The organism is Qipengyuania sp. L-5Y (assembly GCF_056859455.1).
Map to the genome: position 1 here is coordinate 1 of NZ_JBSXOM010000010.1, position 26947 is coordinate 26947.

Here is a 26947-nt window from a genome sequence, read left to right on the forward strand (position 1 = left end):
ACGCGTTCGATCTCGCGCTGCTTTTGAGGGGGAAGATGATCAAGGTCCGTCTTCATCGGTCAAACCCTAGCAAGCTGTTCGGCCGCTTGCACGTGCCGAGTGCAGCAGCGCGCGGCGACGGCGCCATCCATAGCGCTGAGGAGCCGCGCGCGGAGCGCTCCACGTTAGCAACAATCCGGTAAGGATTGTCGTTAGGATAGTTAAAGGACGCTGGAGCCCAGCAATCCTGCGGGTTTGCCGCCTGTTTCGGTTCCCGATAGTCCGAACTTTCGGTTCCTGATAGTCCGAACGCTGCGGTTCCTGATAGTCCGAACAGGTGACAGGTTTATCCACAGGGACCGGCGTGGCTATGCGGTAACGGGAGAGTGGAAAAGGCGGCCTGATCGAAGGCGACCTGGATGCCTCACGGTGCATGATTTTCTGCATTGGGCTACGTTTCATCGCTTTAGCTTCCCTTGCAGCAGTGGGCAGCCCAGTCTTCCATCAACAGTTTGCGCTTCTCCAGCAGATTACCGCGCCGGTAGGCCGCCTCGGTCTTGTCCTTCACCACATGCGCCAGCGCTGCTTCTGCGACATCGCTCTGGTGACTGGTCTCCTCGCTCGCCCAGTCGCGGAACGCCGAGCGGAAGCCGTGAACCGTGCAACTCTCTTTCATCTCGCGCAGCAGCTTGGTCAGCGTCATATCGGACATCGCCTTCCTCCCTCGCATGCCGGGAAAGACGAGCTCGCAGTTTCTCACGCGCAGTTCCATGCAGCGCTCGATGATCCGTACTGCCCGATCGCACAGCGGCACGACATGCTCGCGATTGGCTTTCATCCGCTCCTTCGGGATGGTCCATAGCTTCTCATCGAGATCGAACTCATCGAAGACAGCATGGCGCACTTCGCCCGAGCGGGCCCCCGTCAGGATCGCAAACTCCAGCGCCAGCCTGCTGTAGCTTTCACGCTCGCGTAGCCGCGGAATGAAGTCCGGCACCTTGGCATAGGCCATGGCCGCGTAGTGGCCTTCCTTCTTCGGCTGGCGCGGCAGGCCCTTGGTGATCGCGCGCATGGGTGCCTCGCTGTCGCGGTATCCCGAGGCATAGGCCCAGTCGAGCACGGTCCCGATCCGCTGACGCACCCGGCGCGCCGTCTCAGGCTTTGCCAGCCAGATCTCGGCCAGCACATTGCGGATCATCGGCCCCGTGATGTCGTTGACCTGCACGTTGCCAAGATGGGGGAAGGCATAGGCCTCCAGCGTCCTGATCCATTGCTTCTCGTGTTTCTCGTTGCGCCATGTCGCGCGATGCTGGGCGAGTACCTTGGCGGCAGCTTCCCGGAATGTGGGAATGCCTTCCGCTTTCCGGCGCTCGAACAGCGGGTCCAGTCCCAGTTCGACCCAGGTTCGAACCTCGCGGGCCCGCTCACGTGCGACCGCCAGCGATATCTTCGATGCGCCTCCGAGACCGAAATCGCGGCGATTGCCGTTTTTCTGCACCCGGACCATCCAGCTCTTCGTGCCCGACGACTTCACCACGAGGTAAAGCCCATCGCCATCGCCTAATTTGCCGGGTCTCGAGGCGGCCTTTACCGCTGTTGCTGAAAGCTTACCCATGGCTGCAAATTCTCCCACATTTATTCCCACAAATCCAATCGGACACCGATGGATGAGCAAGGACAGTGTGGGACCCGAATCACCTGATAAGCCGCGCAAATGCTTGGCTTTTTCAGGTCATCGGTGGAAAATGGGGGAAAGGGTGGTGGCGGAGACGGAGGGATTCGAACCCTCGATACCCGTTACCAGGTATGGCTCCTTAGCAGGGAGCTGGTTTCAGCCACTCACCCACGTCTCCGCATGTCGCAGTAGTGAAGCGTTCACTGCGAGGGGCGCCCTATAGCCATGGCCCTGCATGCCATCAAGGGGAGTTTTACGCTCGATTGCGAAAGGTGGTTCACTGCACTGAGCGACTCGCCTCGCCGCATTTTCGATTCGGTTCATCGCCGTTTCATTGCCCCTCTGCTCAAAGAGGATTCTTCTCGTGGCGCAGCTGTCTGCGCTCGGATCGCCGACACGGAGGGATCGATGACGATATTCAACAAGAAACTACCGCGCTTCGGCTTGGTAATCGCCGCTTTCGGCATGGCAACCAGCCCGCTGGCCGCGCAGGTCGAAACAATCGATCCCAATTCGGCGATCGATGGCGACTTGATGGAGCAGCCCGGCGACCAGCCGGTATACGCCGAGCCTGATGCCGGTAATTCCTACTCTGAGCAAACTGAAGCTGGCACGACTTATACGCCAGAACCCGATGCTGCCGCTCCGGTCGATGCCTATCCGGATCAGCCTCAGTGGTCGGAAAAGGCCGCCGAAGAAGCCGCTGGCGAGGCCGTTAGAACGGCGGGTACCGATGATCCTGCCACGACCTATCGCGAAGACGATCTTATCGGTGCCGCCGAAGGGGTCTTCGGTAAAGGCGCCAAGGGCGTCGCGGACATGATAAAGAATCTGCTGTCGAAGCAGGGCGAACCCAACGCCTATATCGTCGGGCGCGAAGCGGGCGGCGCATTCATCGTCGGCGCGCGCTACGGATCGGGCACACTGTTTCACAAGGTCGAAGGCGAACGGCCGGTTTACTGGACCGGACCGTCAATCGGATTTGACGCGGGGGCCAACGCGGGCAGCACGTTCGTCCTGGTTTACAACCTCTACGATAGCGAGGAGCTTTACGAGCGGTATCCTGCGGGTGAAGGTCAGGCTTATGTGATCGGCGGTCTTACGGCGAGTTATATGCGCAAGGGCGACGTAGTGCTCATACCTATAAGGATGGGTGCAGGGTTGCGGTTGGGCATCAATGCGGGTTACATGAAGTTTTCCAAGAAGCAGCGCTGGCTGCCTTTTTGAGAGTTTGGCGAAAGGAGCCCTTCGGGTCGCCCAACGATAATTCCTGAAGAGCTCCGGGGCCGCAGCAGGATTTCCTGTTGCGGCCCTTTCCATATCCGGCAATTAGGCGGGCATGCTTGACCAACTCGAAGCCCAGGCCCCCGACGCGCTGCTCGCGCTCATCAAAATGTACGCGCAGGATCCGCGCGACGACAAAATTGATCTCGGGGTGGGCGTCTACCGCACGAATGACGGGGCAACACCCGTCTTCCGCTCGATCAAGGCTGCCGAACAGCGGTTGGTCGATACGCAGGATTCCAAGAGCTATCTTGGCCCCGAAGGCGATCTGGGCTTTGTCGATGCTTTGAAACCATATGTGTTCGGTGCCGATCCGACGATGGGGGGAAGAGTCGAAGGGATGCAGACGCCCGGAGGCACGGGCGCGGTGCGCCTTGCGGCCGCGCTTGCAAAAGCAGCAGGTGTCACACGCATTCATCTCGGTGTGCCGAGCTGGCCTAACCATGCGCAAATCCTGCAGGATGTTGGTCTCGAAGCTGTCACCTTTCAACACGCGAAAGCAGATGGGGCCGCCGATATCGATGCCTTGCTGCAAACAATTGCCGATGCGCGCGATACGGATGCGGTTCTGCTGCATGGATGTTGCCACAACCCCAGCGGTGTCGATTATACCGAGGCACAGTGGGCTCGGATTGCAGATGCATTTGCCGACAAGGGAATCCTGCCGATCCTCGATGTCGCCTATCATGGTCTGGGGCAGGGCCTGGACGAAGACGTTGCGGGTGTACGCAAGGTCCTGGCCAAGGTCTCAGAGGCGCTTGTCGCATATAGTTGCGACAAGAATTTCGGCCTCTACCGCGATCGCGTCGGCGCGTTCTATATGATTGCGAAGCAGGCTGCTGACTTGCCCGCAATTGTTTCCAACGCCAATGCGCTGGCGCGGGCCAACTGGTCGATGCCGCCGGATCATGGCGGTGCTGCGGTGCGCACGGTTTTGACCGACGAAGAGCTGACCCAGCAATGGCTGGATGAACTTGACGAAATGCGGGCGCGAATGCGCCGCGTACGCGAGCGGTTGGCCGCAGCGGACAATGAGGTGCCAGGTCTCAACCTTGCCGCGTTGGGTGAACAGAATGGTCTATTCGCGATGCTGCCGCTCACCAAAGAGCAGATCGTGCGCATGCGCGAAGACCACGGCGTATACATGGCCGGCTCAGGCCGAATTAATGTGGCCGGTCTCCACGCTGGCAACACGGACAAATTCATCGCCGCGTTGGCGGACGTGACCGCCGGATAAGCCACCATGAACCGCCAGCCGATTTTACAGACCGATCGGCTGATCATTCGTCCATTGGCGCAGGCCGATTACGAACCACTCTATCAGATCGCTTCAGATCCGGCAGTGTGGGAGCAGCATCCCATTCATGACCGCTGGCGGCGCGAGATGTTCGATGCTTTCTTCGCTGACGGGATGGCGAGCGGTGGCGCCTTGGCCGTATCAGACAGAACGACCGGCTCGCTTCTGGGCTCGACCCGTTTCGGCCCATTTGACCCTGAAGAGGGCGGTGTGGTCGAAATTGGCTGGACCTTTCTCTCAACGCGCCACTGGGGCAAGGGCATCAATCCCGAGATGAAACGTGCCATGCTCGCCCATGCTTTCGCCAGCGTAGAACTTGTGGAATTTCGTGTCGGCGACACCAACTATCGCTCGCGCAACGCTCTGGAAGCAATCGGGGCCATGCGCAGCGACCGTTACGAACTTCAGAAGTATCAAGGGAAACGCGTGGTGCACCTCGTTTACGAAATCACCCGCGACCGTTTTGAACGCCACATGCTGGAGAAAAGGTGATGAGCAAACGCCTGCTGAAGCGCTTCCTGGGGCGGGTCATCGAACGTGGAACCTTGAGCATGACCTTTGCCGACGGCGAGGTCGTGACGATGGGCCAGGCTAAAAGCGGCTTTCCCGACGTTGCCGTGCGGCTGACAGATCGCAAGGTTCCGCGCGATATTCTGCTCGACCCACGTCTCGGGGCAGCCGAAGCGTATATGGATGGCCGACTGCAATTGACCCGGGGCGGCATCATGGAGCTGGTTCAGCTCCTGCGGTCCAATGCTCCGTTCGAAAGGGGCGGCCAGTTACGCGCGCCAAGTTTGGTCAAGCGACTGCGCAATCGGGCGGCCTTTGCAATGGAATCGGTCAACAACAGCGTTGGATCGAAACGCAATGTCGCGCACCATTACGATATCGGCAACGATCTCTATCGACTGATGCTCGATCCCGAACACATGCAGTACAGCTGCGCCTACTGGGATGACGGCACCGAAACGCTCGGCGCCGCACAGGAAGCCAAGCTTGCCCATATCGCTGCCAAACTGGCGCTATCCGGTGGGCAAAACGTGTTGGACATCGGCTGCGGATGGGGCGGCATGGCCATTTACCTCGCGCGGCACTTCGACGTGCGCGTTCTCGGCATCACTCTTTCAGAAGAGCAACTGGCTCTTGCGCGGGATCGGGCGCAGGCCGCCGGTGTCGCGGATCGTGTCACTTTCGAACTCATCGACTATCGCGACTTGCCACTGCGGGGGGACAGGTTCGACCGGATCGTTTCGGTCGGGATGTTCGAACATGTCGGACGTCCGCAGTTTGACACCTTTTTCCGGGCTACCGCGAATTTGCTCGAAGATGATGGCGTCATGCTGGTCCACACGATCGGTCGCATCGGCGGGCCGGGCACGACTGACGCCTTCACTCGCAAATACATCTTTCCAGGCGGCTATATTCCTGCGCTTTCGGAAACGCTCCGGGCAAGCGAGAAATCTCGCCTGATCCATACCGATATCGAAACGCTGCGCCTTCATTACGCAAAGACCTTGCGGGCGTGGTATGCCAACTGCGAAGCCAATCGCGAGGCGATCGTCGCCATGCACGACGAACGTTTCTACCGCATGTGGACGTTCTATCTGGCTGGCGCGACAGCGGCGTTTGAGTGGGGCGGAATGGTAAATTACCAGATCCAGTTCGCGCGGGATCGCCGGGCGCTTCCTGTAACGCGCTATTATATCGCGGATGCTGAACGCGAGCTACTGGGGGACAGATAACGCTCCGGCGACCAAAGAGAGCTCTTCAAATCAAGACTATTTACCGAACCCCTTTCTATCGAGCCTCAACCTGTTAGTGCGAGTCCTTCTCAAAAGGAGGACCTGATTTATGCGTAAACTCATCCTTGCCGCTGCCCTTTGTGGCAGCCTTGCTACCGTGGCCGCCTGTTCCGGCAGCGCGGATAACGCGAACGAACCAAGCGACACCGTGGCGACCGGCGAAGCGGCTGCCGGCGACATGGCGAGCGAGGCCACGACTGTTGTGGATGCGAATACCGCGACCGCTGAACAACTCGCCGGCACGGAAGGTGTCACTCCCGAACTCGCCGAAGCGATCGTAGCCGGACAGCCTTATGCCAGCGTGACCGATCTCAATGCAAAACTGCTTGAAACCCTAAGCCAGGACGAGGCCGCAAATGTTCTGGTCAGCGTCTTCGTACCGGTAAATCTCAACACCGGTACGGAAGAGGAAATTCGCCTGATCCCCGGCATGACCGACAAGATGGTACACGAATTCGAAGAGTATCGTCCCTATGCCGACATGGGTGTGTTCGATCGCGAAATCGGCAAATATGTCGACGAAGCGGAAGTCGCACGCTTCCGGAACTACGTCACTCTCTGACGCTGCTGCAAGGCAACTCTGACGATCTCGATCGCGGCCAGGACGCCTACGTGGATCCAGGCCGTGGTCGGATCGAATGCCGACCAGACCCAGTGAAGGAAGGCCAGTATCGCCGCTGGATAGACCAGTCGGTGCAGCCGCTTCCATGATCGCTTCAGGCGCCGAACCGAGAAATCGTTTGAGGTAATGGCAAGCGGCAGGAAGAGGGCGAGCGCTATCCAGCCGGCAAGGATATAAGGTGTGGAGAGTTCGGCGAATACGAATTCGGGCGACCCCTTCCTGATGAGATACATGACTGTGTGGGTCAGCGCGTAAGCAAAGCTTGCAACGCCCAAATCGCGGCGGCGGCGCATGAGCCAGATCGTCCAGGCCTGCTTGCGGAACATGAGGCGCAGCGGAGTGACCGCAAGCGTCGCCATCAGTAACCAGGCAGCCCAATCGCCACTGTCGCCGATCGCATGGCCATAGCCGTAGAGCTCGGGTGTTGCGATCCAGCGCCAGGCAATCCACAATCCCGGCAGCGCCAGGACGAGCCACAAAGTAGGGCGGGAATTTGCGGCAGCTTTCAGCACATGTGTGCCCGCATTGTCAGACCGCGAGGCTCTGCATGCGCTTCAGGTACCGCGCCAGTACATCGATCTCCAGATTGACGGCGTCGCCTTCGGAAAGGTCGCCCAACGTCGTCACTTCACCCGTATGTGGGATGATATTGAGCGCGAAGCGCACATCGCCGTTGGGTTCGTCCTCGACATCGTTGACTGTCAACGACACGCCATCGACGGTGATCGAACCCTTCTCTGCAATGAAAGGCGCGATCTCTTCGCTGGCGAGGATTTCAAGACGGGTGGAACCACCGATATCCTCGGCGAGGGCAATTCGGCCCACGGCGTCCACATGACCGGTAACGAGATGCCCGCCCAGTTCATCGCCCAGCCGCAGAGCCGGCTCGAGATTCAGGCGCCGGTCGGCGCGCCACTGGTCTTGAGGTGTCCGGCTGATCGTTTCGCCAGACACGTCCACCGCGAACCAGGCATCGCCCGGCTCGCCACCTTTTTCAACGACAGTCAGGCAGACACCCGAACAGGCAATGGAGGCGCCGATGTCCATACCTGCCGGGTCCCAGGGGCACGAAACTACGACGCGCAAGTCGCCCTTGTTCTCGACCTTCGTGATAGTGCCAATGGCGGTTACGATCCCGGTAAACATGCGTGCTCCTGGTTAACGCGTGCGGCTGTAGGCTGCGAAGGTGTCGCTGCCAAGCTGACGCCGCTCGACCTGACACCAGCGATCATGCGCATCTTCAAGTTTTGTCAGCCCGACATCGGCCACTGCGCCACGGCCGCCACCGATCACAATAGGGGCGCGGTAGATTTCCAGGCGGTCGACGAGATCGGCCTTCAGAAAGCTCGCCGCGATATTCGCACCTGCCTCGATGTAGAGGTAGAGTGCATCGAGTTGCGCAATCTGATCGGGGGTGTTGATGACTTTGACCCCGTCCGGCGCTATTCCGCGGGTGAGGACCACTCGCTGTGGGCCACGATCTTTCAGCCCAGGCAGCCGCACGTCGAGCCGCGGTCTGTCCGCCCGCCACGTGCCGCCGCCAACCAGTATTGCATCGGCAATCGCGCGGCGCGAATGCACATGTGCACGCGCCACTTCGCCCGATATCCACTGGCTCTCGCCACCCGCCGTCGCGATACAGCCATCAAGCGTCATGGCCAGCTTCATCGTGACATGCGGGCGACCGGTATGCGCGCGCATGAGATAACCCGCGAGGCTGGCCTCGGTTGCGGGATGATGGACCAGTTCGGCGCAAATGCCGGCGTCGCGAAGCCGAGCGAACCCGGCCCCTGCGGTTCGCGGGTCAGGATCTTCTACTCCTGCGACAACGCGGGCCACACCGGCGTCGACCAACCGTTCGCTGCAGGCCGGACCCCGCTCTGAGCGATGTGCGCAAGGCTCCAGTGTTACATAGGCGGTTGCCCCATGAGCGCGCTTCCCAGCTTGGTCCAGGGCAGCCGCTTCGGCGTGAGGGCGCCCACCCACGGCTGTCCATCCGCGGCCCACGACCATGCCATCTTTTACAAGGATGCACCCAACACCGGGGTTGGGATAGCTTGCGGGGCGCGCGCGACAGGCAAGCCGCGCGGCCGCATCCAGCCAGCGCCAATCACTCGCCGCTGTCGTCAACCGTCGAACCCGCCCGATATAGCTCGCGGCGGCGAGCCTCGGCTTCCGCCGCTTCGCGAGCGTTTTCTATGGCCGCCTGACGTGCCATCTCATCCACGTCGAGCCCGGTTGCGCGTCCGAGGGTCTTGTAGGCGTCGACCTTCTGCTGGCGTAGTTCGGCCAACTCCGCCTCGCGAGCGTCCTTGCGTTTCTGGTTCTCAAGGTTGCTTTGGCGAATTTCCTCGTCGCTTCGGCCTTCGGCGAAGGTGGAAATAAAGCTGACCTTGGGGGCGTCCGGCGGGCGGAAATGCGATTCCTGAGCCAGCATTGCGATCCCGGCAAGCGGGATCAAAATGGAAATCGTCAGGAAGGTCCAGCGATACGGCCGCGGTTCGCGAATATAGTCCCACAGGTCGGCGGCCCCGGCCTTGGCATCGAAACGTGTCTTGAGGCGCATGATGTTCAAGATAGAGGTTTTCGATGAACCGCGCCAGTATAGGCTATCCGAATGTCGCATAAAGCGTCCGGCCGTGTACGCTCAGCCAACGGTTCGCTCGTTCGATGTCGTCCTCGTACAGCCGGTCTAGCAGCGCGTGAAACGCGGGCGAATGATCGAAATGGACCAGATGTGCGACTTCGTGAGCAACGACCGAACGCCTGACAAAATCCGGGGCCTGGACGAGCCGCCAGTTGAGCCGCAGCACGCCTTCGGAAGAGCAACTGCCCCATCGGCGCTTGGCCCGGGTCAGTTTCACATCGGCGCGATCAAGGTCGCCGCGTGTGCAATATTGCGCCGCATCCTCGCCGAATAAATCCAGTGCCTCACGTTCGAGCCAGCGCTGCAGGCGTGCGCCGAGTGTTTCCCTCGGGCCTCCAACCCTGAACGCGCCATCTTTGAAATCCGGTTTGCGGGGCAGATCCTCACGCCATTCGACCGCGATGTCTTCGCCGCGAAAGAGCATCGTGCCATCGCGGGCGGGATCGCGCCGTTCGGGCACCTTGGCGAGCTGCGCGCTCAACCATTCTTGCCGGGCATGGGCAAAGGCGATCGCATCGGCACTGCGGCACCATTGGGGAAGGGTTATGCGCACGGCGCTGCCATCGTGCGCCAGTCGAAGGGTCAGCCGCTTTGCGCGGCGGTTGCGGACCAGATCGATCGGTACGTCGCGCCCGATAAGCTTGATCGTAGGCTCCAGTGCTTCACGGCGGAGCCAGTCGATCATGCTGCCTCCTCATCATCGTCGCCCCAGTCGACGACATGATGCTCCAAAGGGCCGGCCACATCCTCGCTGATCACGCGCCCGGCTACCGACACGCCCGCGCTTATCACATCCTCGCGACTGCCCGAGATAAGGTAGTGCCAGCGCGGGAGCGGCATCCCGTCCGCGCGCAGGCGATAGGCGCAAGTCGGCGGTAGCCAGCTTACCTTGTCAACGATTTTCAGGGTGAGCCGCAGACACTCCGGCACGAAAGTCTTGCGCCGGCGATAGTCCGTGCAGGCTGCCGTCTTGGTATCCAGCAGCTTGCACGCCACATTCGTGTGCTCGATCTCTCCGGTGTCTTCATATTCTACCTTGTGCAGACAGCAGCGCCCGCAGCCATCGCACAGGGCTTCCCATTCTTCCGTATTGAGATCGGCTAGCGGTCGCTCCCAGAAGCGGTCCCTCAATGCACCCATTTTTCCAGTTCCGCTGTGACCGCCTCTGCGCCTTCATCGGTCGGAAGCATGGCTAAGGGTTCGCCGTCGGGGCCGAACAGATAGGTGATGTTGGTATGGCCGACCAGATAGCCGCCGCCTTCCTGCTTTTCGCCTATCGAATAGGTGGCAGCGAATTGGTCCGTTACCTTATCGAGCTGTTCCTTGGTCCCAGTCATGCCGATCAGGCGTGGGTGAAAATTGTCGGTGAATTCCGTGAGCGCCTGCGGCGTATCCCGTTCGGGATCGATGCTGATGAAAAGCGGCTGGATCTTCGCACCCAGTGCAGGATTTTCTTTTTCGAACGCTTTCAGCCCCGCCATCGCGCGTTGTGTGTCGACGGGGCAGACGTCGGGGCAATAGGTGTAGCCGAAATAGACGGTGCGATACTTGCCGTCGAAATCTTCCCAGCTGACCTGTTTGCCGTCTTCGCCCGTAAGTGTGAAATCTCCGCCTATGGCAGCGCCTGCCAGGGGCGGTTCGGCGGGCGGGGTCTGGTTGCAGGCAGTCAGGGCAAGGAGGCCCGCTATAACAAGGGTTCGGTTGTGTAGCATGGTCTGACGGTTCATGGTCTGCTAACCGTCCTTCGGCAAGGGCGAGTCATCGATCCAATTGCGAATAATAGGGGTTTTCGCACTGTGAAGCGTTTCGCGACAAACATACTTCTGGCTGGGCTTGCGGGGATGATGGCAACTTCGCCTCTCCATGCGCAATCCCAGAGCGACGGTTACAAATTCCTCGAGGCGGTCAAAAAGCGCAATGGTGACGAGGTTACTCGTTTTCTCGAAGAACCTGGCAGTATCCTCGTCAATTCCCGCGATATTTCCAGCGGCGACACCGCGCTTCACATCGTGACGCAACGGCGCGATCCGGTCTGGCTGCGGTTCCTGCTGGCGAAAGGTGCTAACCCCAACATCGCCAACAGGAGTGGTGGCACGCCGCTGCAGCTCGCAGTCCAACTCGGCTTTGCCGAGGGGGTGGAAATCCTGGCTGATCGCGGGGCAGCACTCGATGTTCCGAACAGCACCGGGGAAACCCCGCTGATTACAGCGGTGCATCGCCGCGACACTGGCCTTGTTCGCCTGCTGGTGGAAAAGGGCGCCAGCCCCGACCGGGCTGATAATTCAGGCCGCACGGCGCGCGATTATGCCGAACTCATGGGCGCGCGCTCGGCCATGCTGGACGAAATCGAACGCGCCGAATCCTCCCGCGGCGAACAGACAAAATCGTACGGACCGAGCTGATTCATGGATGTTGCCGATCTCACGCTCGACGAATTGCGCCTGGCACTTGCCCCTGGCATCGCGCAAGCAGCCGTGTTCGATGGCTGGAGTGCCGATGCGCTCGACATGGCGGCTGATCAGCTTGGCGCGGATCGCGACTTAGCGCGACTGGCGTTCAAGGACGATGGCGCAATGGGCATGATCTGCGCCTGGATCGAAACTATCGATCGGCAAATGATCCTCGACCTTCCGCCGGAAAAACTGGCTGCGATGAAGATACGCGAGCGTATCCGCAGCCTTCTGCAATTCCGTCTCGAAGCGGTGAAGGGACAGGAGGAATCCCTCCGCCGCGCCCTCTCCATCATGGCTATGCCGCAGAATGCGCGTCGCGCTTTGAAGGCCGGCTGGCACAGCGCCGATGTGATGTGGCGGCTCGCCGGGGATACCGCCACCGACTACAATTACTACACCAAGCGCGCGATCCTCGCCTCTATCTACGCGGCCACGCTGGCCGTGTTCGTCGAGGACGAGAGCGAGGGAAAGGCCGACACCAAAGCCTTTCTCGATCGGCGCATAGAAGGGGTCATGAAGTTCGAGCGGACGAAGGCGAAGTGGCTGAGCCCCGATCGCGAGCATTTCAGTGTTTCGCGTTTTCTTGGACGCTTGCGTTATCCGGCCCGTTAGCGCGCTATTGATAATCGGTTGCAATAAAGCTGCGCATCTGGCAGCGGCTCCAGCATGACGCTCGACGGATTTGATCACGAAAAGACCGCCCGTATCGTCGCGGTTAACTGGACTGCGCTGGCCGAGGATGAAGGCAAGCGCCTTAAAGCGCTCGGCGTGGACGAAGGCGCGGAGGTCGCCGTCATCCACCGTGGTATTTTCGGCACGCGCGATCCGATCGCCATTCGAATCGGGCGGATGACCATTGCCCTCCGCCGCTCGCACGCCCTCGCGATCGAGGTGGAACCCGCATGAGCCGCAAGCGTACCGCAGCACTCGTCGGCAATCCCAACGCGGGCAAATCGGCTCTGTTCAACGCGCTTACGGGCGCGCGCCAGAAGATCGCCAACTATCCGGGCGTCACGGTCGAGCGAAAGGCTGGGCGGCTGACCCTGCCCAGCGGCGAGCCGGTAGAACTGATCGACCTACCCGGTTCGTACAGTTTCGATGCTGCCAGCCCGGATGAGGAGGTAACCCGCAAGGTTATCCATGGTGAATTCGATGGCGAAGCGCTTCCCGACGTCATCGTCCTCGTCATCGATGCGGCCAATCTCGAACAGCACCTTGTCTTCGCGCAGGAAGTCCTTGAACTCGGGCGCCCGACAGTCGTGGCGCTTAACATGGTCGATCTGGCGGAGCGTGACGGGTTGGTGCTCGATCCTGCCGCACTTTCCGAAGCTCTGGGCGTGCCCGTCGTGCCCACGGTAGCCGTCAGGCGCAGGGGTCTGACCGATCTCGCCGCCGCCATTGCCGAGGCAGAAACCCATGCGGACGAGGAAGCGCACACGCGCTGGCACATCACGCTGCCGGAACGTCGCCTCGCTGCCAAGCATATCGCGCGCGGTGCGATCCTGTCGAAATCGGCGCGTCACACGGTTGAAAATGGCGCTGATCGCATCCTGCTCAATCCTTGGATCGGTCCGGTCATCCTGTTCGGTCTACTGTTCATCATATTCCAGGCGGTCTTTGCCTGGGCGACGCCTTTCGCCGATGCGTTGGAAGGCGGAGTCGAGGTAATTTCGAGCGCCGTTATCGACACTATGCCATCCAGCTTCGTTCGGGACTTCCTGACCGAAGGCGTGCTGGCCGGCGTCGGTTCCGTCGTCGTCTTCCTGCCGCAGATCGTGATCCTTTTCTTCTTCATCCTGATCATGGAAGCGACAGGCTACATGGCCCGCGCGGCCTTTCTGATGGACCGCTTGATGGCGGGCGTGGGCCTGTCGGGCAAAAGCTTCATTCCGCTGCTCTCCAGCTTCGCCTGCGCCATCCCCGGCATCATGGCGACGCGCAGTATCCCCGATGCGAAAGACCGGCTGACGACCATTCTCGTAGCGCCGCTCATGACATGCTCGGCCCGTCTGCCGGTTTACGCCGTGATCATCGCCGCGGTCATTCCGTCTACCACGATTGGCCCCGGCATTGGCCTTCAGGGGCTGGTGCTCTTTGCGCTCTACCTTGCCGGGATCGTCGGTGCGATGGTGGTCGCTCTGGTATTGCGTCACTCGGTCGCCAAGGGCGCGGCTAGCGGCTTCATCATGGAGATGCCGCGCTATCAGCTCCCCCGCCTGAAGGACCTGGCGATCGGTCTGTGGCAGCGCGCATGGGTTTTCCTGCGCCGTGCCGGGACGATCATCTTTATGGTCACAATCGCCCTTTGGCTGATGCTCAGCTTTCCCAAGGCAGAGCCGGGCGAAAGTCAGATGGACGCCAGCGTCGCCGGCATGATCGCGAGCGGGCTTCATCCCGTGCTGGAGCCGATCGGCTTCAACCGCGAGATGAGCCTTGCCCTTGTGCCGGCAATGGCCGCGCGCGAAGTTGCGGTGTCCGCGCTCGCCACGACTTACGCGGTCGATGCCTCCGATGAAGATGTTGCTGCAGAAGGCGTTACCGACCGGATCGCTGCATCGTGGAGCTTGCCCACGGCGCTGGCCTTCCTCGCGTGGTTCGTCTTTGCGCCGCAATGCATATCCACCATCGCGGTCGCCCGGCGGGAAACCAACGGATGGAAATGGCCTGCCTTCATGGTCGGCTATCTGTTCGTCCTGGCCTATGTGTTCGCCGGGCTGACCTTCTGGATTGCTACCGCGCTGGGGTTATAGCGAACCACATCTACTCCCGTGGAAATTCGGTGGCGGGCCTAGAAGCGATGCGAAGGCTCGGTTAGGCCCTTCGCCAACAGATTACGAAGGGACGATTCGATGGCCGGAAGCCTCAATAAAGTCATGCTGATCGGAAACCTGGGCGCAGACCCGGAAATCCGCAGCTTCCAGAACGGTGGCAAGGTCGCGAACCTGCGCATCGCTACCAGCGAAACGTGGAAGGATCGTAACACCGGCGAACGCCAGGAACGGACCGAATGGCACACTGTCGCGATCTTCTCCGAAGGTCTCGTCGGCGTGGTGGAGCGCTTTCTGCGCAAGGGCAGCAAGGTCTACATCGAAGGCCAGCTACAGACGCGCAAGTGGCAGGACCAATCCGGCAACGATCGTTACAGCACCGAAGTGGTCATCCGCGGCATGAACGGCTCGCTGACCATGCTCGATGGCGCACAGGGCGGCAGCGGTGGCGGTGGCGGCGGTGGCCAGCGTGGTGGTGGCAGTTCGTGGGATCAGGGCGGGGGCGGAAGCTCAAGCAGCTGGAACCAGGGCGGCGAATCGTCGGGTGGCGGCGCGCGCAGTTCCGGCGGTGGTTCAAATTACGACGATCTGGATGACGATATTCCGTTTTAGGCTGCAGTCTCCCGTTTCAGCTCTGCGGCGCGGGGCTGAAACGTAAAGCGTGCCATTCAGTCATCCGGTTGGATAATATTCGCTGTCCTGATCGGCCCCATGGTCTTCTTGTCACTATCGGGCGGATCAGGCGCGGTTTCGCTCACCCTCTCGCAACGTCAGAACCTCGACGCCGCTTGCCGTGACGGCGACCGTATGTTCGAACTGCGCCGACAACTTTCCGTCTCGGGTCGCCACGGTCCAGCCGTCGTCCCGAGTAACGGTTTGGCGACTACCCAGATTGACCATCGGTTCGACTGTGAAGGTCATGCCTTCACGCAGCCGTAATCCCCTTCCGGGGCGCCCGAAATTCAGCACCTGGGGTTCTTCGTGCATCTCCCGGCCAATGCCATGGCCGCAATATTCGCGTACGACCGTAGAGCCGTATTTTCTGGCGTGTTTCTCGATTGCGTAACCGACGTCGCCCAGATGCGCCCCGGGCCGCACTTTCCGGATGCCGGCCCACATCGTGCCTTCCGCGATCTGCACCAGCCGCTTGGCAGGCGCAGGGGCGTTGCCGACGACATAGGTCTTGCTCGAATCCGCAATAAAGCCGTTCTTCTCCAGCGTGATATCGAGATTGATGATGTCGCCGTCTCTTACGATCTCATCCTCCGACGGCACACCATGACAGACGACATCGTTGATCGAGCAGTTAAGGACGTAAGCAAAGCCGTATTGCCCCTTGCTGGCCGGGCGGGCCGCCAGATCTTCGGTAATGAAGCGTTCGACGAGGTCGTTGATCTGCATCGTGGACATGCCGCAAAGGTTGATCGTGTCCAGCATCTCGAACACCGAACCGAGCAATCGGCCCGATATGCGCATCAGGGTGATTTCGTCTGCGGTTTTGACCATGTCAGGCGGCTTCGGCCACACCTTCTGCGTCGTCGTGGACGTGCGCCATTTCGCGCTTCACGATCTCGCTGAAAGTCAGGGTCGGATTGGCTTCGGCCAGGCGGCCTATCTTCATCCAGAACTCGGCCTGCGCATTGATCGATCGGCACATGACCGCACTCGCCCGGCGCACGCTCTCGTGTAGTTCATCGTCGATTTTTACCAAGCCCACGCCATCGTCCTTATACAAACCATATATGATTCGTATATTTGCGGTCTGCGGAAATTGTCAATCTGCTTCGAAGCGACGTCTCAGTCGTTTTTCGTGGTCAGCGATGCCAGTGCTTCGGCCAACGGTCCGCTTGCGACCCGATCCTCATCGCTTTTGATCCCCACCTTTCGGCGTGCCTCATCGGCCCCGGGACCTTCGCGATATGGATCGATGGCCAGCGCCAGCGTCTGGGCAATTGCTTCGCCCAGATCGAAGGTTTCGCCCTCGTATTCGATCTCGTCGAGGTCCTCGCTTTCCAGCTCGATTTCCTCGTCCGGTGAGAAATCGGGCGTCGATCCCGCCGCAACGAAGCGCAGCGTCAGCGGCTCCGCAACCTCGTAGGTCAGTTCCTCCCGCGTAACGGCGCAAGGCTGTTCGATCGTCGCGGTCAGGGTGCCATTCGCCAGGACGGCCTCGTCCTTCATGCCGAACTCGATGGCGGCGTGAAGTGCGGGAATAGACGTCACGCCGAACCTTTCGGCCAGCGCGGCGCGTTCGGCTTCGCTGGCGTCCACTTGCATCGGTTCACTTGGCAGGGCGCGTGGCTTTACCAATCGGCTCAGTTCGGGTGTGCTCATGCCGCGATCTCCCCGGCCTTCAACTGATCGAGGTTCGTTCGGGCCAGCCGCGCGTGGAGCGCGGCCATGCGTTGCACCAGCGCCTCGGCCTCGTCGGGCTGGGCCATCGTAACATTGCGGCGGACGGCATCGATCAGCACTTTGGGATCGCTGCGCAGTCCTTCGCGATAGGCGCCGATGCGGCCGTTCATACTCTCCATCAGAGCATTGATTTTCTTGCCCACGGTCGGATCGCCGATCCCCGCCTCACGCATCTGTCCTTCCATATCGTCCACGAACAATTCGGTCAGCCGTGCGGTCGCCGGCCCTTGGCCGCCTTCGTCTTCCAGCCGCAGCATGACCAGGGTCAACACCAGTGTGATCATGTCGTATCGACCCTCGATGGAATCGGCGACGCCGCACATGCGATACCAGTCGGGGTCGCGGGCCTCGGCAACGGTGCGATGCCACAGAACGCGCCACTCTTCGCGCGGGTCGGGTTTGGTGCCGAAAAGGCGGGCGAGGAAAGACAAGAGACTACTCCGTTCAGCGGCAATACAGGCCGCGATCCCCAAGCGCCCCGCATTGCCGAGTTGCATGGGGTGACGCTTTGGGATTAAGGCGTTGCCCGAGCATATAGGCAGGTGGCCGCCCGCGGCCAAGCACCTGCCGGAATACGGAGATTTGCTGTTCCCATGAACAGGTCGAAAATTCTGGGTCTCGCCGCCATTGGCGTGGCTGCCGTGGCCGCAAGCGGTTGTACCTCCATTCGCGAACCGCGCGGATACATCGTCGATGCGGCGCTGGTGCAGTCGGTCCAGCCGGGCATCGATAACGAACAGAGCGTGGCCGGCACATTGGGCCGCCCAACATTCGAAAGCCAGTATGGTGAAAAAACCTGGTACTACGTGTCCAGCACCACCGGGCGTAAGCCGTTCGTGCGTCCGCGCATCGAAGAACATTCGGTACTGGCGGTGAAGTTCGACCAGAAAGGCAACGTCGTGTCCGCCGAACGCACAGGTATGGACAAGGTCGTCAATCTCAGCCCCGACGGTGCGACCACGCCGACCCTGGGCCGGGAGCGCACGTTCCTGGAAGACCTGTTCGGCAATATCGGTGCGGTCGGCGCGCCTGGCATGGGTGGTCAGGGGCCGGGCTGACACGCCCGCCGCTTGACCCCCGCTTCATGCCCCCCATATCGCGCGGCATGGACGCAAACGACAATCGCCACGGCCTGACCCAGTGGCATTCAACCACCATCATCGGCGTCAAGCGCGATGACAAGATCGTGATTGCCGGGGACGGACAAGTCTCCATGGGCAATACGGTGATGAAACCCAATGCCAAGAAGGTTCGCCGGATCGGCGAAGGCGGCAAGGTCGTCGCCGGCTTTGCCGGCGCCACCGCCGATGCCTTCACTCTGTTCGAACGGTTGGAACGCAAGCTTGAACAGCACAATGGCCAGCTCCTGCGCGCCGCGGTCGAGCTGACCAAGGATTGGCGCACGGATAAATATCTGCGCAATCTCGAAGCTCTCATGATCGTGGCGGACAAGGAAAACCTCCTCGTCCTCACCGGCAATGGCGATGTGCTCGAACCCGAAGGCGGGATCGCGGCAATCGGCTCGGGCGGCAACTATGCGCTGTCAGCCGCAAAGGCTCTCGTCGATTACGAAACCGATGCCGAAACCATCGCGCGCAAGGCCATGGCGGTCGCCGCAGACGTGTGCGTTTTCACCAATGGCAACGTCACCCTCGAAACGGTGTGATGGATCAGCCTGCGGGCAACTCCACATAACCCCGCTCAAGCCTCGTGCACGAGCGCGATATTGGAAAAAATGAATTGACCGACAACCTCACCCCCAAAGCCATCGTCGCTGCACTGGACGAACACATCATTGGTCAGAAAGAGGCCAAGCGCGCCGTCGCCGTGGCGCTACGCAATCGCTGGCGGCGCCAGCGTCTCGGCCCGGAATTGCGCGACGAGGTCACGCCCAAGAACATTCTGATGATCGGCCCGACCGGTTGCGGCAAAACCGAAATCAGCCGTCGTCTCGCCAAATTGGCAGAGGCACCCTTCATCAAGATCGAGGCGACCAAGTTCACCGAAGTCGGTTACGTCGGCCGCGATGTCGACCAGATCGCGCGCGATCTGGCAGAAGAGGCGATCCGTCTGGAAAAGGAACGCCGCCGCGAAGCGGTGCGCGATGCTGCCAGCAAGGCGGCGATGGACCGCCTTCTTAATGCTCTGGTTGGCGAAAATGCCAGCGAAGCGACGCGTGAAGCCTTCCGCCAGCGTATCGTCGAAAATGCGATGAACGATACCGAAGTTGAAATCGAGGTTCGCGACCAGCCCGGCCAGCAGATGGATATCCCCGGAATGCCCGGCGGCGTGGGCATGATTGACCTGTCCGATATGCTCGGCAAGGCCATGGGCAAGAACTCGATGAAGCGTCGCAAGCTGAAGGTGCCTGATGCCTGGGATCGCCTCGTCGACGAAGAAGCCGAAAAACGTATGGATCAGGATGACGTCAATCGCGTCGCGCTGGAAAATGCGGAAACGAACGGGATCGTATTCCTCGACGAGATCGACAAGATCGCAGTCTCCGATGTGCGGGGCGGATCCGTCAGCCGCGAAGGCGTTCAGCGCGATCTCTTGCCGCTCATCGAAGGCACGACGGTCGCGACAAAATACGGCCCGATGAAGACCGACCACATTCTGTTCATTGCCAGCGGAGCTTTCCACGTCTCCAAACCTTCGGACATGCTTCCTGAGCTTCAGGGACGTCTGCCGATCCGGGTGGAACTTCGTGCGCTGACCGAAGAAGACTTCGTGCGCATCCTCAAGGAAACGCGGGCCAATCTCGTCGAACAGTACAAAGCGCTAATCGGTACCGAAAACGTCACCCTCGACTTTACCGAAGATGCCATCACCGAAGTTGCCAAGCTGGCCGCTCGCGTGAACGAAACGGTAGAGAATATCGGGGCCCGCCGCCTGCAGACCGTGATGGAGCGCCTGCTCGAAGAAATCAGCTTCGAAGCGGAAGATCACGCGGGCGAGACGATCATGATCGATGCTGCTTACGTGCGCGAAAGGCTGGAAACGCTCGCGGGCGATACCGACCTTAGCAAATATATCCTGTAAGACAGGGTCCCTGCCGCTCCTGCGGCGGGGACCCTATTCGCTCGTGCCGCGGCGGCGCAGCAGTGCGCGTGCCGCCAGGGCCAGGACAATCGCGATCACTACGACCGGCATCAGCACGTGGGCGAAGGATCGAACTCGCCCGAATGCAGCTTCAATCGCCTGTCCGCTGACATAGCCAAGGCTCACGAAGACAGCGCTCCATACAAGCGCAGCGAGCGCATTTATGACGAGAAAGCGCCGCGCGGGCAGGGTGGTGGTGCCGATCGCAATCGGGCTCACCGTGCGCATTCCATAAAGAAACCGAAACGCGAAAACGAACAGCGTCGGATGTCGTTCGAATGCAGCCACCGCGCGGGCATATCCCCTTTTCTGCCTGAAGCGCTTGATCCGCGGCCCGTCGCGAAACTTTCGCCCGATGGCAAAAAAGGTCTGGTCGGCGATGAACGATCCCGCGGCCCCGGCGAGGATCGTGCTCGCATAGGCAATGAGCTCACGATGAACTGCGATGCCGCCTAGCACGAGCGCGGTTTCGCCCTCCAGGCCGGCACCCAGCGCAACCGCCCAGATGCCATACTGCGCAATGATCGCTTCGAGGTTCATATCTTTCTCAGTGCGGGGCCAGCCCGCTTTCCACACCGGTCTTGTCGGTCAGGGCGAACTTGTCGACCAGATCAGCGCTTGCCCGGTTTAGCCCGATGACCTGCACACTGCGCCCGTTGCGGCGCATTCGTTCGACCACCTTGTCGAGCGCGCCGACCGCGCTGATGTCCCAGAAGTGTGCCTTGCGCACATCGATAATCACATGCGGTGCCGGATCGGGCTGGATGCTTTCGGGGCCGAGCGCGGCTTCGAACCGTTCGACGCTGGCGTAGAAGATCTGCCCCTTGGCCCGATAGGTCGCGGTATCTCCTTCCCGCTCGCGCACTACTTCGAACATGGTCATCACCTTGTGTGTGAAGAACACGCCCGACAGGACCACGCCTGCAAGCACGCCGAGTGCCAGATTATGCGTGGCCACCACCACGATGACGGTCGTGAGCATGACGACGCTGCTCTGCCACGGGTGCTTTGCGATGTTGGGGATCGAATTCCAGCTGAAGGTACCGATCGAGACCATGATCATGATCGCTACCAGCGCCGGCATCGGCACCTGCCCGACGAGGTCGCCAAGCAGCGCCAGCAGGATCAGCAGCGCTGCGCCCGCCGTGAAGGTCGACAGCCGGCCGCGTCCGCCGCTCGTCACGTTGATGACCGACTGGCCGATCATCGCGCAGCCGCCCATGCCGCCGAACAGCGCGGCGACGACATTCGCGGCGCCTTGCCCCGCGCTTTCCCGGCGCTTGTTGCTGCCCGTGTGGGTCATGTCGTCGACGATCTGCGCCGTCAGCAGCGATTCCAGCAGGCCGACCGCCGCCATGGTCGCCGAATAGGGCGCGATGATGAGGAGGGTGTCCCAGGTCAAAGGCACGTTCGGAAGGGCGAAATAGGGCAGGCCTTCCGGCAACTCGCCCATATCGGCGACGGTATTGACCGGAGCATCGAGCCAGATGGTCAGCGCGGTGAGCACGACAATGGCGATGAGGGGGCTCGGAACGGCTGACGTCAGTCTAGGGATCAGGTAGATCATCGCCAGCGCCGCCGCGACCATGGCATAGGTCGTCCAGCCGATGCCCGCTGCCGTCGGGTCGAGCTGGGGCAACTGGGCCATGAATATCAGGATGGCCAGGGCGTTGACGAAGCCGGTGATGACCGACCGCGACACGAACTGCATCAGCAGGTCGAGCCGTAACAGCGCCGCGATGCCCTGAAAGACGCCCATCAGGATCGTCGCCGCGAAGAGATAATCGACACCGTAATCGCGTACCAGCGGCACCACCACGACGGCGACTGCCGCCGTCGCGGCAGAGATCATGCCGGGGCGCCCGCCCGTGAAGGCGATGACCATAGCAATTGCGACCGAGGCATAGAGGCCCACCCGCGGGTCGACACCTGCGATGATCGAAAAGCCGATCGCTTCGGGGATCAGGGCGAGCGCCACCACCAGGCCGGCGAGCAGGTCTGCCCGAATGTTTGAAAACCAGTCGCGATGAAGCGTGCTGCGGTCGAGCATGCAAGAATTCCGTTCGTCTAATCCGGGAATGGCGCGGCACGGGCGCCTTTGATCAGCGCATTATGGATAATGTTGCATCGCGGCACAAGCCGCAAGGTCGGCGGCGCTGTTCAGTCGCTATCCGACTTCTCTGCGCGCTGGCGATCCCACATCTCTGCGTAAAGGCCCTTGCGGCGCAACAGATCCGTGTGGTGACCGCTTTCGACCAGGCGACCATGCTCCAGCACCAGGATCTTGTCCGCATCGGCGATGGTCGACAGCCGGTGCGCAATGGCCAGCGTGGTACGATGCTCGGAAACCCGGCGGAGCGTGGCCAGGATTTCCTGTTCGGTCCGGCTGTCGAGCGCGCTTGTCGCCTCGTCCAGCAACAGGATCGGCGGATCCTTCACCAGGGTGCGGGCAATGGCGACGCGCTGTTTCTCGCCGCCGGACAGTTTCAGTCCGCGCTCGCCGACTTCGGTATCCAGCCCCTCGGGCAGGCGCTCGATCAGCGGCATGATTGCTGCCGATTGTGCCGCGGCGATCACCTGTTCGCGCCCGGCGCCGCCGCGGCCATAGGCGATGTTGTAACCGATGGTGTCGTTGAACAGCACGCTATCCTGCGGGACGATCCCGATCTGCTCGCGCAGACTGTGCTGGGTAACCTTTGCAATATCCTGTCCGTCGATCAGGATGCGGCCCTCCTGCGGATCGTAGAACCGGAACAGCAATCGCCCGATCGTGCTCTTGCCCGCGCCCGAAGGGCCGACGATCGCGACATGACTGCCCGCCGGAACCTCGAAGCTCAGCCCGTGCAGGATCGTCCGGTCCTGCTCATACCCGAATACGACATTGTCGAAGGCAACGGTTGGCTTGCGGATCAGCAGGGCAGGGGCGCCGGGAACATCCTTTACCTCGGCATCGGTATCGATCAGGCGGAACATCTCGGCCATGTCGATCAGGCCTTGGCGAACTGTACGATAGACCATGCCCAGCATGTCGAGCGGACGGAAAAGCTGGATGAGATAGGTATTCACCAGCACCAGATCGCCGGTGGTCAGCGCTCCCTTGCTCCACTGCCACACGGTGAAGGCCATCGCCGCGCCCATCAGCAGGTTCATGATGACCGCCTGGCTGATGTTGAGCAGGGCCAGCGAGTTTTCGGACCGGATCGCCGCTTCGGCGAAGGCACGGGTCGATTCGGCGTAGCGGTCGCGCTCGCGCGTTTCGGCGCCGAAATATTTGACCGTTTCGTAATTCAGCAGGCTATCCACCGATCGGGCGAGGGCCGTCCCGTCAAGTTCGTTCATCTGCCGTCGCAATTCGTTGCGCCATTCGGTGATCGTGCGCGTGACGAAGATATACGCCCCTACTGCCAGCGCGGTGGCGGCAACCAGTTCCCATCCGAAGTTGAGGTAGAAGATGACCCCCACCGCAGTCAGCTCCAGCGCTGTGGGCGCGATGTTGAACAGCAGGAAGTACAGCATGACGTCGATGCTCTTCGTCCCGCGATCGATGGTCTTGGTCACTTCCCCGGTGCGGCGCGACAGGTGGAACCTCAGCGAAAGCTGGTGCAGCCGCGAAAACGTGTCTTCGGCAAGTTTGCGCGTGGCATCCTGCCCGACACGCTCGAAGGTGATATTGCGCAGATTGTCGAAAGCGACCGCGGCGAACCGCCCGGCTGCATAGGCAATGACGAATGCCAGAGCGACCATCACCGCCTGATTGGCCGGCGTCGTCATGGAATCGACCGCTCTCTTGTAGGCGAACGGCAGGGCGAGCGTGGTCGCCTTGGCCGCGAGCACGAACATCATGGCGCCGACGATGCGGCGTTTCAGGGCCGGATTATCGGCTGGCCAGAGATACGGCAGGAACCGCTGGACGGTTGCCCAGCCTTCTGGATCGTCGCGCTGGGCGGAATTGGCAGTATCGGGTGGCATTCGGGCGCATACTTGGGGTCGCGGCATGGGCAGGGCAAGGCACACCGCCTTTACGGGATGAACCTAAACCGCTCTGGGACAGGTGCATGGATATTTGCTGACGCCGCCCTCTGCCGCGCGTATTGGTCATGCCTTCGGCAGCCTGGCGCATTCGTTTCATGACTGAAAAATCCAAACCGGTTCTCGTCACTGTCCTTGCCCATAATGAAGAGGCGAGGATCGCTCTCTGTCTCGACAGTCTGCCGCTGGACGATCCCGATGTGCAGATCTGGGTGGTGGTCAACGGCAGCAGCGATTCTACCGCTGAGATCGTCCGTGGCTATGCCGCACGCGGTGTGCGGCTGGTTGACTATGCCGAAGGCGGCAAATCACGGAGCTGGAACAGGTTCGTCCTCGACGAGGCGCCGGATGCGCAAACATATGTGTTCGTCGATGGCGACGCGCAACTTGTGGCAGGCTCGGTAAATGCCCTCCGCTCATGTCTCGAAAAATCGGGTGCCAATGCGGCATCGGCCGTTCCCATGAATGGCCGCAATGCCGAACACTATCGCAGGTCCATGGTGCGCGAGGGCGGCCTGTTCGGTGACTGTTATGCCCTGTCGGGCGATTTCGTTCGCCGCATCCGGACCCGCGGTATTCGCCTGCCGAACGATCTTGTCGGCGACGATGGCCTGATTGGCGCTCTGGCGCATACCGATCTTGGGCCGGAATCGGCCTGGCGCCACGAACTGGTGAAAGTCTGCCCGGATGCGGGCTTCTATTGCGAACCCAATCGCATCACTCTCAAGGGTTTGCGCAGCCAGTCCGCACGCATGGTCAATTATGCGGTTCGCCGGTTCCAGAACCGCATCATAACGGAAATAATGCGCTCGGAAGGGCCCGCCGGTCTGCCGGACAATCTGGCGGAGGCTTATCCTGCGGCCTTGCCGGGCTTCAAGCCACGGCTCAGTCCACAATGGTACTGGTTTGACCGACAGGCACTGGCCCGGATGCGGGCGGCATCGGGCTCGTCGGGCGGCGCCTGAGCATGGCGATGCCCGATCGCACGACATCCGGCCACGCCAGCAGCAGCACGCCCGCATAGGTCGCCGCTCCGGCGCCCGCCAGCGCGGCCAGCGTCACGGCGGCAGGAATGTCGGTCGGCAGCAGGGCCCGCACTCCGAAAACGGCGATCGCCATGACAGCGCAGGCTGCCGCCGGCGGGATGGCTGCGCCGATCAGGCGGCCCGCCGACAGGTTGATCTGGGGCAGGGTCAGCGCCAGCGTAAAGATCAGCAGCAGCGGTGCACCAATCCACCAGGCGTGGACCAGTCCCTGGGGTCCGAACTGCACGCCGATATAGAACGATGTCGCGAAGATCGCCGCCCCGGCTATGCTTGTAGCCAGGTAGATCCGCTCCTTTCCCGTGGAAGTGCAGGTGGGCGAACAGATGATCTGTACGGCCATCAGCGGCATGACCACGGCAAGGCCCGAAACGATCGGGGCCATCTCGACCCATTTGGGGCCGAAGATCACGAATATCGCCTCGGGTGCGGTAAGCGCCAGCCCGATATAGATGGGCGATACGACCAGCAGCACGCTCTGCACAGTCTTCTGGAAATACGGTCCCAGGCTGCGGCCGGACTTGTGCAATTCGGCATAGGCCGGGAAGGCGACCTCGTTCAGCGGGGGGATGAACCGCCCGGTTACGATCAGGGTCAGGAACAATGCCTCGGAATAGAGGCCGAGCTGGTGCGTATCGAACAGGCGTCCCGCGATGAAGATATCGCTCTGGCTCTGCACGATCCAGAACAGCTGGCATAATGTCAGCGCGCCGCCGAAACTGATCAGGCGGCCGGCGCCTTTCAGATTGAACACCGGGCGGACCCAAAGGCGTGCGGCAATGCTCATGATCAGGCCGCGCACACCGAAACCGGCGATGGGTGCATAAACCAGCGCCCAGACGCCGAAGCCTGCCCAGGCAAGGCCCAGCGCGGTGAGCGAAGCGAAGATCGCCGAAATAAGATTGGCGATGCCCTGACTGCGAAACTCCAGTCGCCGGGCCAGAAGGGCCGTGGGCAGGGCGGTGAAGGGAATGGTCAGGAAGATGAGGGCCTGTACCCGTAACAGTTCGGCCACCGCCGGCTGTCCGTAATATCCTGCGACGACCGGGGCGAAGAGGAGCTGCGCCGCCGCAAGCATTCCATTGGTCAGCAGCAGAAGCGCGAATACCTGGCCGATCTCCCGGTCGCCGACCTTGTCGGCCTGGATCAGCGAACTGGCAAAGCTCCACCCATTGAGAAAGTTGAGCGCGGTGACGAACACCTGGCTCATGGCGAACAGGCCGTAGTCCGATGGATCCAGCAGTCGCACCACGATGATGGTGGAACCCCAGGTGATGAACTGGGCGATGAGCTGCGTGCCCCATCTCCACGCAAGCGCGCTGCGCACGCGGGCGCCGAATCCTTCCGGTGCTTCCTCTTCAGTGACCCGACTTGCTGGCATTGGGGGGTGCTACTGGCGATTCGTTATGAAAGCGAGAATGTGATGATCGATTCTGTGGTGGAATCGGGTGTGACTCGCGGTGTCGGCGGGGATGATTGGGCGATTCCGGGTGGGTTGGGGTTGTGTGGTACCGCAGGTGATGTTGTGGTGTTTGCGGGGTTGGGTGTTGAGAGGCGAGGGATTCCGGGGTTTTTTCACAAATGGGCAACAAAGTTTCAAAAAGGCGTTGACCGAATCCAACACCGCGCCTAGATGGCTCTCACCGACGCGGCGCTGACGGTTTCGACCGGGTGCTGCATTGGTCGCCAACAGAGATGGACAGCCGGCCCCCCGGTGTAAATCGGGGGAATGACAGCTGTCCCTCTTGATATTGTTGGATGCTCTTTGACATTGTTGATTTTTGATGAAGGGACATGTGGGCGACGGCGCCCGGTCCGGGGATTTTAAGGC

31 protein-coding genes and 1 tRNA gene are annotated in these 26947 nt (G+C 61.1%); 15 read left to right on the top strand and 17 right to left on the bottom strand.

Features of this window, described 5'->3' with window-relative positions; genetic code table 11:
- Positions 1–182 (top strand): hypothetical protein (locus AC13F2_RS00345; RefSeq protein WP_482970435.1); only part of this gene is annotated, 182 nt, incomplete at its 5' end.
- Between the two features lie 263 nt (positions 183–445).
- On the opposite strand, the gene AC13F2_RS00350 is transcribed toward AC13F2_RS00345, so the two are convergent.
- Both AC13F2_RS00350 and AC13F2_RS00355 read right to left on the bottom strand, forming a co-directional pair.
- On the bottom strand, positions 446–1594 hold the full coding sequence (locus AC13F2_RS00350) for a tyrosine-type recombinase/integrase (RefSeq protein WP_119593911.1): 1149 nt from the start codon (positions 1592–1594) through the stop codon (positions 446–448).
- Positions 1595–1740: 146 nt separating this feature from the next.
- Positions 1741–1832 (bottom strand) — tRNA-Ser (locus tag AC13F2_RS00355).
- Positions 1833–2062: 230 nt separating this feature from the next.
- On the opposite strand from AC13F2_RS00355, the gene AC13F2_RS00360 reads away from it, so the two are divergent.
- From AC13F2_RS00360 to AC13F2_RS00380, 5 genes are all read left to right on the top strand, one after another.
- Positions 2063–2881: a DUF1134 domain-containing protein gene (locus tag AC13F2_RS00360; RefSeq protein WP_482963930.1), complete on the top strand. Its 819-nt coding sequence runs from the start codon at positions 2063–2065 to the stop codon at positions 2879–2881.
- A 112-nt stretch (positions 2882–2993) separates the two neighbouring features.
- The gene (locus AC13F2_RS00365) at positions 2994–4175 is read left to right on the top strand and encodes an amino acid aminotransferase (protein ID WP_482963929.1); all 1182 of its coding nucleotides are present in this window, start codon (positions 2994–2996) and stop codon (positions 4173–4175) included.
- 6 nt (positions 4176–4181) lie between these two features.
- On the top strand, positions 4182–4727 hold the full coding sequence (locus tag AC13F2_RS00370) for a GNAT family N-acetyltransferase (protein WP_482963928.1): 546 nt from the start codon (positions 4182–4184) through the stop codon (positions 4725–4727).
- The gene (locus AC13F2_RS00375; RefSeq protein ID WP_482963927.1) at positions 4727–5977 is read left to right on the top strand and encodes a class I SAM-dependent methyltransferase; all 1251 of its coding nucleotides are present in this window, start codon (positions 4727–4729) and stop codon (positions 5975–5977) included. The genes AC13F2_RS00370 and AC13F2_RS00375 overlap by 1 nt, the downstream gene beginning before the upstream one ends.
- A gap of 109 nt (positions 5978–6086) precedes the next feature.
- Positions 6087–6599: a helix-hairpin-helix domain-containing protein gene (locus AC13F2_RS00380; RefSeq protein WP_221598818.1), complete on the top strand. Its 513-nt coding sequence runs from the start codon at positions 6087–6089 to the stop codon at positions 6597–6599.
- Here AC13F2_RS00380 and AC13F2_RS00385 read toward each other — a convergent pair.
- From AC13F2_RS00385 to AC13F2_RS00415, 7 genes are read right to left on the bottom strand one after another with little or no spacing between them, the layout of a single operon-like run.
- Positions 6584–7171, bottom strand: coding sequence for a protein-methionine-sulfoxide reductase heme-binding subunit MsrQ (locus AC13F2_RS00385; RefSeq protein ID WP_482963926.1), 588 nt, complete (start codon positions 7169–7171; stop codon positions 6584–6586). The genes AC13F2_RS00380 and AC13F2_RS00385 overlap by 16 nt on opposite strands.
- Before the next feature lie 16 nt (positions 7172–7187).
- The gene (locus AC13F2_RS00390) at positions 7188–7805 is read right to left on the bottom strand and encodes a riboflavin synthase (RefSeq protein WP_482963925.1); all 618 of its coding nucleotides are present in this window, start codon (positions 7803–7805) and stop codon (positions 7188–7190) included.
- 12 nt (positions 7806–7817) lie between these two features.
- Positions 7818–8789: a bifunctional diaminohydroxyphosphoribosylaminopyrimidine deaminase/5-amino-6-(5-phosphoribosylamino)uracil reductase RibD gene (gene ribD, locus AC13F2_RS00395; RefSeq protein ID WP_482963924.1), complete on the bottom strand. Its 972-nt coding sequence runs from the start codon at positions 8787–8789 to the stop codon at positions 7818–7820.
- Positions 8770–9234 (bottom strand): hypothetical protein, encoded by a 465-nt coding sequence (locus AC13F2_RS00400; protein ID WP_103025211.1) that lies wholly within the window; start codon positions 9232–9234, stop codon positions 8770–8772. The genes ribD and AC13F2_RS00400 overlap by 20 nt, the downstream gene beginning before the upstream one ends.
- Before the next feature lie 34 nt (positions 9235–9268).
- Positions 9269–9991, bottom strand: coding sequence for a M48 family metallopeptidase (locus AC13F2_RS00405; RefSeq protein ID WP_103025212.1), 723 nt, complete (start codon positions 9989–9991; stop codon positions 9269–9271).
- Positions 9988–10446 (bottom strand): YcgN family cysteine cluster protein, encoded by a 459-nt coding sequence (locus tag AC13F2_RS00410; RefSeq protein ID WP_103025213.1) that lies wholly within the window; start codon positions 10444–10446, stop codon positions 9988–9990. Before AC13F2_RS00410 ends, AC13F2_RS00405 begins: the two co-directional genes overlap by 4 nt.
- On the bottom strand, positions 10434–11033 hold the full coding sequence (locus AC13F2_RS00415; protein ID WP_196847791.1) for an SCO family protein: 600 nt from the start codon (positions 11031–11033) through the stop codon (positions 10434–10436). The genes AC13F2_RS00410 and AC13F2_RS00415 overlap by 13 nt, the downstream gene beginning before the upstream one ends.
- 117 nt (positions 11034–11150) lie before the next feature.
- On the opposite strand from AC13F2_RS00415, the gene AC13F2_RS00420 reads away from it, so the two are divergent.
- From AC13F2_RS00420 to ssb, 5 genes are all read left to right on the top strand, one after another.
- The gene (locus AC13F2_RS00420; protein WP_234003297.1) at positions 11151–11708 is read left to right on the top strand and encodes an ankyrin repeat domain-containing protein; all 558 of its coding nucleotides are present in this window, start codon (positions 11151–11153) and stop codon (positions 11706–11708) included.
- Positions 11709–11711: 3 nt separating this feature from the next.
- A complete protein-coding gene (locus tag AC13F2_RS00425; protein WP_482963923.1) occupies positions 11712–12371 on the top strand; it encodes a COQ9 family protein in 660 nt (219 codons plus the stop codon).
- A gap of 54 nt (positions 12372–12425) precedes the next feature.
- On the top strand, positions 12426–12665 hold the full coding sequence (locus AC13F2_RS00430; RefSeq protein WP_103025216.1) for a FeoA family protein: 240 nt from the start codon (positions 12426–12428) through the stop codon (positions 12663–12665).
- Positions 12662–14509, top strand: coding sequence for a ferrous iron transporter B (gene feoB / locus AC13F2_RS00435; protein ID WP_482963922.1), 1848 nt, complete (start codon positions 12662–12664; stop codon positions 14507–14509). Before AC13F2_RS00430 ends, feoB begins: the two co-directional genes overlap by 4 nt.
- 99 nt (positions 14510–14608) lie before the next feature.
- A complete protein-coding gene (ssb, locus tag AC13F2_RS00440) occupies positions 14609–15139 on the top strand; it encodes a single-stranded DNA-binding protein (RefSeq protein ID WP_482963921.1) in 531 nt (176 codons plus the stop codon).
- Between the two features lie 126 nt (positions 15140–15265).
- Here the strand turns inward: ssb and map are convergent, their stop codons facing one another.
- The 4 genes from map to AC13F2_RS00460 all read right to left on the bottom strand — a co-directional run bounded on the left by map (position 15266) and on the right by AC13F2_RS00460 (position 17373).
- Positions 15266–16033 carry a type I methionyl aminopeptidase gene (map, locus tag AC13F2_RS00445; protein ID WP_482963920.1) on the bottom strand — a complete coding sequence of 256 codons (768 nt, stop codon included), beginning with the start codon at positions 16031–16033 and terminating at the stop codon, positions 15266–15268.
- A 1-nt stretch (position 16034) separates the two neighbouring features.
- Complete coding sequence (locus tag AC13F2_RS00450; protein ID WP_196848034.1) at positions 16035–16244, bottom strand: ParD-like family protein; 210 nt, start codon at positions 16242–16244, stop codon at positions 16035–16037.
- A gap of 80 nt (positions 16245–16324) precedes the next feature.
- Positions 16325–16861: a YceD family protein gene (locus AC13F2_RS00455; RefSeq protein WP_103025219.1), complete on the bottom strand. Its 537-nt coding sequence runs from the start codon at positions 16859–16861 to the stop codon at positions 16325–16327.
- The gene (locus tag AC13F2_RS00460) at positions 16858–17373 is read right to left on the bottom strand and encodes a ubiquinol-cytochrome C chaperone family protein (RefSeq protein WP_103025233.1); all 516 of its coding nucleotides are present in this window, start codon (positions 17371–17373) and stop codon (positions 16858–16860) included. The genes AC13F2_RS00455 and AC13F2_RS00460 overlap by 4 nt, the downstream gene beginning before the upstream one ends.
- A 162-nt stretch (positions 17374–17535) precedes the next feature.
- Here AC13F2_RS00460 and AC13F2_RS00465 point away from each other — a divergent pair, with 162 nt between their 5' ends.
- From AC13F2_RS00465 to hslU, 3 genes are all read left to right on the top strand, one after another.
- Positions 17536–18000 (top strand): outer membrane protein assembly factor BamE, encoded by a 465-nt coding sequence (locus AC13F2_RS00465; RefSeq protein ID WP_482963919.1) that lies wholly within the window; start codon positions 17536–17538, stop codon positions 17998–18000.
- 47 nt (positions 18001–18047) lie between these two features.
- Complete coding sequence (gene hslV, locus AC13F2_RS00470; protein WP_103025221.1) at positions 18048–18608, top strand: ATP-dependent protease subunit HslV; 561 nt, start codon at positions 18048–18050, stop codon at positions 18606–18608.
- Between the two features lie 74 nt (positions 18609–18682).
- Entirely contained in the window at positions 18683–19984 is a 1302-nt protein-coding gene (gene hslU, locus AC13F2_RS00475; RefSeq protein ID WP_103025222.1) for an ATP-dependent protease ATPase subunit HslU, read from the top strand.
- 33 nt (positions 19985–20017) lie between these two features.
- Here the strand turns inward: hslU and AC13F2_RS00480 are convergent, their stop codons facing one another.
- The 3 genes from AC13F2_RS00480 to AC13F2_RS00490 all read right to left on the bottom strand — a co-directional run bounded on the left by AC13F2_RS00480 (position 20018) and on the right by AC13F2_RS00490 (position 24013).
- Positions 20018–20584, bottom strand: a complete 567-nt coding sequence (locus AC13F2_RS00480) for a DedA family protein (RefSeq protein ID WP_482963918.1) — start codon at positions 20582–20584, stop codon at positions 20018–20020.
- Between the two features lie 7 nt (positions 20585–20591).
- A complete protein-coding gene (locus AC13F2_RS00485; protein ID WP_482963917.1) occupies positions 20592–22094 on the bottom strand; it encodes a SulP family inorganic anion transporter in 1503 nt (500 codons plus the stop codon).
- Between the two features lie 110 nt (positions 22095–22204).
- Positions 22205–24013 (bottom strand): ABCB family ABC transporter ATP-binding protein/permease, encoded by a 1809-nt coding sequence (locus AC13F2_RS00490; protein ID WP_482963916.1) that lies wholly within the window; start codon positions 24011–24013, stop codon positions 22205–22207.
- A 158-nt stretch (positions 24014–24171) separates the two neighbouring features.
- Between AC13F2_RS00490 and AC13F2_RS00495 the strand changes: the two genes are divergently transcribed.
- Positions 24172–25038 (top strand): glycosyltransferase family 2 protein, encoded by an 867-nt coding sequence (locus AC13F2_RS00495; RefSeq protein WP_482963915.1) that lies wholly within the window; start codon positions 24172–24174, stop codon positions 25036–25038.
- Here the strand turns inward: AC13F2_RS00495 and AC13F2_RS00500 are convergent.
- Positions 24959–26497 carry a lipopolysaccharide biosynthesis protein gene (locus AC13F2_RS00500; protein ID WP_482963914.1) on the bottom strand — a complete coding sequence of 513 codons (1539 nt, stop codon included), beginning with the start codon at positions 26495–26497 and terminating at the stop codon, positions 24959–24961. The genes AC13F2_RS00495 and AC13F2_RS00500 overlap by 80 nt on opposite strands.
- Positions 26498–26947 lie beyond the last annotated feature (450 nt).

What these genes read in the sequence shown, in the direction of transcription:
- AC13F2_RS00430 (WP_103025216.1), top strand. Translation starts at nt 12,426, where the DNA reads ATGACGCTCGACGGATTTGATCACGAAAAGACCGCCCGTATCGTCGCG.
- AC13F2_RS00420 (WP_234003297.1), top strand. Translation starts at nt 11,151, where the DNA reads ATGGCAACTTCGCCTCTCCATGCGCAATCCCAGAGCGACGGTTACAAA.
- map (WP_482963920.1), bottom strand. Translation starts at nt 16,033, where the DNA reads ATGGTCAAAACCGCAGACGAAATCACCCTGATGCGCATATCGGGCCGA.
- AC13F2_RS00390 (WP_482963925.1), bottom strand. Translation starts at nt 7,805, where the DNA reads ATGTTTACCGGGATCGTAACCGCCATTGGCACTATCACGAAGGTCGAG.
- AC13F2_RS00425 (WP_482963923.1), top strand. Translation starts at nt 11,712, where the DNA reads ATGGATGTTGCCGATCTCACGCTCGACGAATTGCGCCTGGCACTTGCC.
- AC13F2_RS00490 (WP_482963916.1), bottom strand. Translation starts at nt 24,013, where the DNA reads ATGCCACCCGATACTGCCAATTCCGCCCAGCGCGACGATCCAGAAGGC.
- AC13F2_RS00495 (WP_482963915.1), top strand. Translation starts at nt 24,172, where the DNA reads ATGACTGAAAAATCCAAACCGGTTCTCGTCACTGTCCTTGCCCATAAT.
- AC13F2_RS00405 (WP_103025212.1), bottom strand. Translation starts at nt 9,991, where the DNA reads ATGATCGACTGGCTCCGCCGTGAAGCACTGGAGCCTACGATCAAGCTT.
- hslV (WP_103025221.1), top strand. Translation starts at nt 18,048, where the DNA reads ATGGACGCAAACGACAATCGCCACGGCCTGACCCAGTGGCATTCAACC.
- AC13F2_RS00360 (WP_482963930.1), top strand. Translation starts at nt 2,063, where the DNA reads ATGACGATATTCAACAAGAAACTACCGCGCTTCGGCTTGGTAATCGCC.
- AC13F2_RS00455 (WP_103025219.1), bottom strand. Translation starts at nt 16,861, where the DNA reads ATGAGCACACCCGAACTGAGCCGATTGGTAAAGCCACGCGCCCTGCCA.
- AC13F2_RS00410 (WP_103025213.1), bottom strand. Translation starts at nt 10,446, where the DNA reads ATGGGTGCATTGAGGGACCGCTTCTGGGAGCGACCGCTAGCCGATCTC.
- AC13F2_RS00365 (WP_482963929.1), top strand. Translation starts at nt 2,994, where the DNA reads ATGCTTGACCAACTCGAAGCCCAGGCCCCCGACGCGCTGCTCGCGCTC.
- AC13F2_RS00415 (WP_196847791.1), bottom strand. Translation starts at nt 11,033, where the DNA reads ATGAACCGTCAGACCATGCTACACAACCGAACCCTTGTTATAGCGGGC.
- feoB (WP_482963922.1), top strand. Translation starts at nt 12,662, where the DNA reads ATGAGCCGCAAGCGTACCGCAGCACTCGTCGGCAATCCCAACGCGGGC.
- AC13F2_RS00480 (WP_482963918.1), bottom strand. Translation starts at nt 20,584, where the DNA reads ATGAACCTCGAAGCGATCATTGCGCAGTATGGCATCTGGGCGGTTGCG.
- ssb (WP_482963921.1), top strand. Translation starts at nt 14,609, where the DNA reads ATGGCCGGAAGCCTCAATAAAGTCATGCTGATCGGAAACCTGGGCGCA.
- AC13F2_RS00350 (WP_119593911.1), bottom strand. Translation starts at nt 1,594, where the DNA reads ATGGGTAAGCTTTCAGCAACAGCGGTAAAGGCCGCCTCGAGACCCGGC.
- AC13F2_RS00465 (WP_482963919.1), top strand. Translation starts at nt 17,536, where the DNA reads ATGAACAGGTCGAAAATTCTGGGTCTCGCCGCCATTGGCGTGGCTGCC.
- AC13F2_RS00380 (WP_221598818.1), top strand. Translation starts at nt 6,087, where the DNA reads ATGCGTAAACTCATCCTTGCCGCTGCCCTTTGTGGCAGCCTTGCTACC.
- AC13F2_RS00370 (WP_482963928.1), top strand. Translation starts at nt 4,182, where the DNA reads ATGAACCGCCAGCCGATTTTACAGACCGATCGGCTGATCATTCGTCCA.
- AC13F2_RS00375 (WP_482963927.1), top strand. Translation starts at nt 4,727, where the DNA reads ATGAGCAAACGCCTGCTGAAGCGCTTCCTGGGGCGGGTCATCGAACGT.
- AC13F2_RS00485 (WP_482963917.1), bottom strand. Translation starts at nt 22,094, where the DNA reads ATGCTCGACCGCAGCACGCTTCATCGCGACTGGTTTTCAAACATTCGG.
- AC13F2_RS00500 (WP_482963914.1), bottom strand. Translation starts at nt 26,497, where the DNA reads ATGCCAGCAAGTCGGGTCACTGAAGAGGAAGCACCGGAAGGATTCGGC.